Origin of the sequence: Rheinheimera sp. (assembly GCF_036568245.1) — a bacterium.
Taxonomy (GTDB): Bacteria; Pseudomonadota; Gammaproteobacteria; order Enterobacterales; family Alteromonadaceae; genus Alishewanella.
This window is the reverse complement of the sequence record NZ_DATCSY010000329.1, coordinates 1-3,886: the sequence shown is the minus strand read 5'-3', so window position 1 is coordinate 3,886 and position 3,886 is coordinate 1. Positions and strand designations below refer to the sequence as shown.

General features: G+C 53.1%; 4 protein-coding genes. 3 read left to right on the top strand and 1 reads right to left on the bottom strand.

The genetic code is table 11. The annotated features are described in order from the left end of the window. Positions 1 to 677 (bottom strand): glycoside hydrolase family 3 N-terminal domain-containing protein (locus VIN66_RS14750; RefSeq protein WP_331924688.1); only part of this gene is annotated, 677 nt, incomplete at its 3' end. 171 nt (positions 678 to 848) lie between these two features. Between VIN66_RS14750 and VIN66_RS14745 the strand changes: the two genes are divergently transcribed. From VIN66_RS14745 to VIN66_RS14735, 3 genes are all read left to right on the top strand, one after another. After that, complete coding sequence (locus tag VIN66_RS14745; protein ID WP_331924687.1) at positions 849 to 2,414, top strand: sodium:solute symporter; 1,566 nt, start codon at positions 849 to 851, stop codon at positions 2,412 to 2,414. 4 nt (positions 2,415 to 2,418) lie between these two features. Beyond that, positions 2,419 to 3,318, top strand: coding sequence for a BadF/BadG/BcrA/BcrD ATPase family protein (locus tag VIN66_RS14740; protein WP_331924686.1), 900 nt, complete (start codon positions 2,419 to 2,421; stop codon positions 3,316 to 3,318). After that, the coding region (locus VIN66_RS14735; RefSeq protein ID WP_331924685.1) for an N-acetylmuramic acid 6-phosphate etherase at positions 3,308 to 3,886 on the top strand (579 nt) is incomplete at its 3' end. The genes VIN66_RS14740 and VIN66_RS14735, both read left to right, overlap by 11 nt.

The following is a 3,886-nucleotide window of genomic DNA, read 5'->3' as shown; positions in this document are numbered from 1 at the left end:
AAGTGTTTCAGCGCCGCTATCATGCCACGCTGCTGCATAGCGGCGGTCATGGCGCCACCTAAATCAGCGACCATGGCAGCATCTTCACCGAAAGCACGCACATTAATCACCGGGTTCTGCGGGTTAACATTGACATCAATGGTTGGGGCAAAATTCAGGTTGATACCCAGTGGCAGCAGTTCATCGGCCAGTACCCGGCCCACTTCGCTGGCAAAAGCAGTACCATGGGCTTTATAGGTTGCACCAATGGCCATATTACCGGCAAAAGACGTTGCCAGACTGCGTGGCAACCGGGCAACCCGGCCGCCTTCCTGATCGATGCTGATAAACAACGGTAATTTCAAATCCGACGCCGCTGCTGCGGTTTGCATGTCTCGGTTTAACTGCACAATTTGTGCTACATCCTGCAAGTTCTCTGCGAACAGAATAACGCCGCCGATATCATAGTCACGGATAAGGTTCGCCAGTTCTGCAGGCAATTTGGTCATCGCCGTGCGGCACTGACCGTTAACCGGCGCATCTTCACAGTAGTAACGCAGGTCAAGCATCAGCTTTTGCCCCAGCATTTGTTTAACACTGGCTTTAGGCGGGTGAGTATCAGCAGCCATAGCAAACGCCGGTAAGGTGAAACTGCAGATACTGAGCAACAGCAGTGAAGCGCGGTTTAAGCATGACATAGCATTCCTGAAAGAGTGAACCATCACAGCGGTATCCTGTTATTGTGTCGAAAGCAGGATGCAGTACAACAAAAATAATTTATTCATTCAAGTAAAATCTAAATGAATACTTTACTCATGCACTATACATTATGGTATGGTTAAGCACTTTTTCACGCTAACGGGTATGACATGCAACTGACAGTACTGGACTGGACGGTATTTTTTGGCTACTTCGCCATACTGGCGCTGGTGGGCTGGTCGGTTAACCGGCGTAAAGCCGGCAGCAGCAATGATTATTTCCTGGCAGCAAACAGTATGCCGGTATGGGTGGTAGCCGTGTCAGTGCTGGCTACCTCACAATCCGCCGCCACCTTCCTCGGTGGCCCGGATATGGGCTTTCGCGGTAACCTCAGCTATATCGCCACTAATATAGGCGCACTGATTGCAACGTTCATTGTTATCCGCTTTTTGCTGCCACGCTACTATCAGCTTAAAGTCACCACTGTCTATGAGCTACTGGAACAACGCTTTGGCGCCAGTGCGAAAGATCATGCCGGTAAGATGTACCTGTTTGGCCGCGTTTTTGCCAGTGGTGCCAGGCTGTATATGGCCGCCATCGCCGTTGCCATGCTGCTGTTTAACAACATTCAGGCCACTAGCGTACTGGCTGCAATTGCATTGCTGGCGGTAATCGGCCTGGCCTGCACTGTGGCAGGCGGCATTCGCTCTGTTATCTATACCGACGCGCTGCAGTGCGCGGTATATGTGCTGGCAGCTCTGCTGGTGCTGGGATACCTGTATTACAGCCTTAACGTTGACTTTGCGACCTTAGTGCAGGCGCTGCAGCACCCTGTAGAAGGGGGTAGCTCAAAACTGCTGCTGTTCGACTGGCGTTTTGATGTCAGCTCCGGCGGCGTGTTTAATATGTGGTCAGCACTGACAGGGTTTATTCTGCTGAATATTGCTGCTTTTGGCCTGGACCAGGACATGACGCAACGGGTACTGACCTGTAAAGACAGCAAAGCCGGTGCGCGGGCGCTGTTAAGCTCGGCGCTGATGGTCATTCCTACCATGCTGGTGTTTATTCTGATCGGTTTTTTGCTGTACATTTTTTATCAACGGCCTGATCTTTATCAGCCGACGCAAAGCTTTGCCGACAGTTTTGCCGGTGAGAAAGTGACGGTATTTATGTATTACGTGCTCAATGAAATGCCATCAGGCCTGCGCGGACTGGTGGTCGTTGGTGTGATTGCCGCAGCCTTATCTACTATTACATCAGGTCTGAATTCTATGTCTTCAGTACTGGTAGCCGATATGTACAAACCGTGGAAATTAAAGCGCGATGCCGCTACCGCCGAGCGACACTTCGTCCGAGCCGGTCAGCTTGGTATGCTTGGCACGGCTGTTATGTTATCCCTGATGGCTATCTTGTGTTTTTACTGGCAGCAGTATTCTGATATGCCATTACTGGCATTTGCGCTGAGCGTGATGGTGTTTTCTTACAGTGGCTTACTGGGAGTATTTTTTACAGCCCTGTTCAGTAAGCGTGGTAACCGTTATTCGGTTACTGCAGCGCTTTTGAGTGGCTTCTTTGTCACGTTAGTATTACAACCTTATATATTGCAGCATCTTAGCCCGGCGCTGGCCGCGCTGGATCTGGGTTTCACCTGGCAGCTGTGTATTGGCACTGTTATCGCAACACTGGTGTGCTTAACAGGTAAAGCAAGCAGCACAGCGGCTGCCAAAGAGGAATAACAACATGTGGATCCTGACTGTCGATGGCGGTGGCAGCAAAACGCTGGCCCGGCTGACCAACCAGGCAACAGGCCAAAACTGGCAGCAACAGGCTGGCCCGGCCTCGCTGACCAATGATTTTTCGCTGGCGCTGAGTAACATCAACCTGCTGAGCAACAGCTTATGTCAGCAGGCCGGTATCAGCAGCAAGCAGGCTATTGCGGTCATGGGTTTGGCCGGAGCCGGCAACCCACAGCAGCATTTACAGGCCAGCCAGCAACTGGCAAAACATTATGCCGGCTTTTTATTAACCACTGACGCCAAAACCTCGCTTTACGGCGCTAACCTCGGCCAGCCGGTGCTGGTGGTAGCGCTCGGCACCGGTTCTGTTGCCATGCGTTTACTGGCCGATGGCACCGAGCGTCAGGTGGGCGGCTGGGGCTTTAATATTGGCGATGAAGGCGGCGGTGCCTGGCTCGGTAAACAAGCGGTACGTGAGTTGCTGTGGCAGGTCGATAGTCTGACAGGCATTACCAGCCCGTTACTGAGCGCCGTCGCGTTGCAAATCGGCGAAGATGACACCACTTTGCTGCCCTGGTTAAAAACGGCCAGTCCGAACGATTATGCCGCACTGGCACCTTTGGTATTCAGCCATGCCGGGCGCTGTGGCATTGCCGATATGCTGCTCGAGCGCCATGTAGAGGCAGTACAGCAATTGCTCTGGCGCGCGCGGGAACAGTTTGACCTGCCGGTCGTATTACTCGGCGGCCTGGCTGAAGTTACTGCGCCACTATTAAACAACCAATGCCGCGCTTTGCTGCAAAACGCCCGTGGCAGTGCCCTGGATGGCGCATTAATTCTTGCTTCAACTCTGACGACACCATTACAGAACAACACCATTTCAGGACAACATCATGATGAATAACCCACAGGACGCTTTACTACAACAGCTTGACGCCATGAGCTCTGAAGCGCGTAACCCCGACAGCTGGGATATTGACCTGTTATCAAGCCTGGAAATCGTACAGCGCATTAACGCCGAAGACCAAACCGTTGCCCACAGCCTGCAAAGCTGTCTGAGCGATGTCGCGGCAGTTGCCGACCGCATCGTCACAGCCTTTGCTGCCGGCGGCCGTCTGGTGTACCTCGGTGCCGGCACCAGTGGCCGCCTGGGTATCCTCGATGCGGTAGAATGCCCGCCAACCTACAGCGTTCCCTCTTCACAAGTGGTAGCTCTGATTGCCGGTGGCAACGGAGCTGTGTATAAAGCCGTCGAAGGCGCCGAAGATAACCCGCAGCTGGCGGTAGATGATTTAAAGCAAATTAATCTGTGCAAGAATGACATTCTGATTGGCATTGCTGCCAGTGGCCGCACCCCTTATGTGCTGGGCGGGCTGGCGTATGCCCGCAGCCTGGGCTGTTTTACTGCCGCTATCAGCTGCAACGCGAATGCACCGGTGTTGACAGCCGCTGACGCCGGCATCTGTGCTGTT

Bases quoted from the DNA above. Each gene is read 5' to 3' on its own strand.
- VIN66_RS14745 (WP_331924687.1), top strand. From the start codon at position 849: ATGCAACTGACAGTACTGGACTGGACGGTATTTTTTGGCTACTTCGCC.
- VIN66_RS14740 (WP_331924686.1), top strand. From the start codon at position 2,419: ATGTGGATCCTGACTGTCGATGGCGGTGGCAGCAAAACGCTGGCCCGG.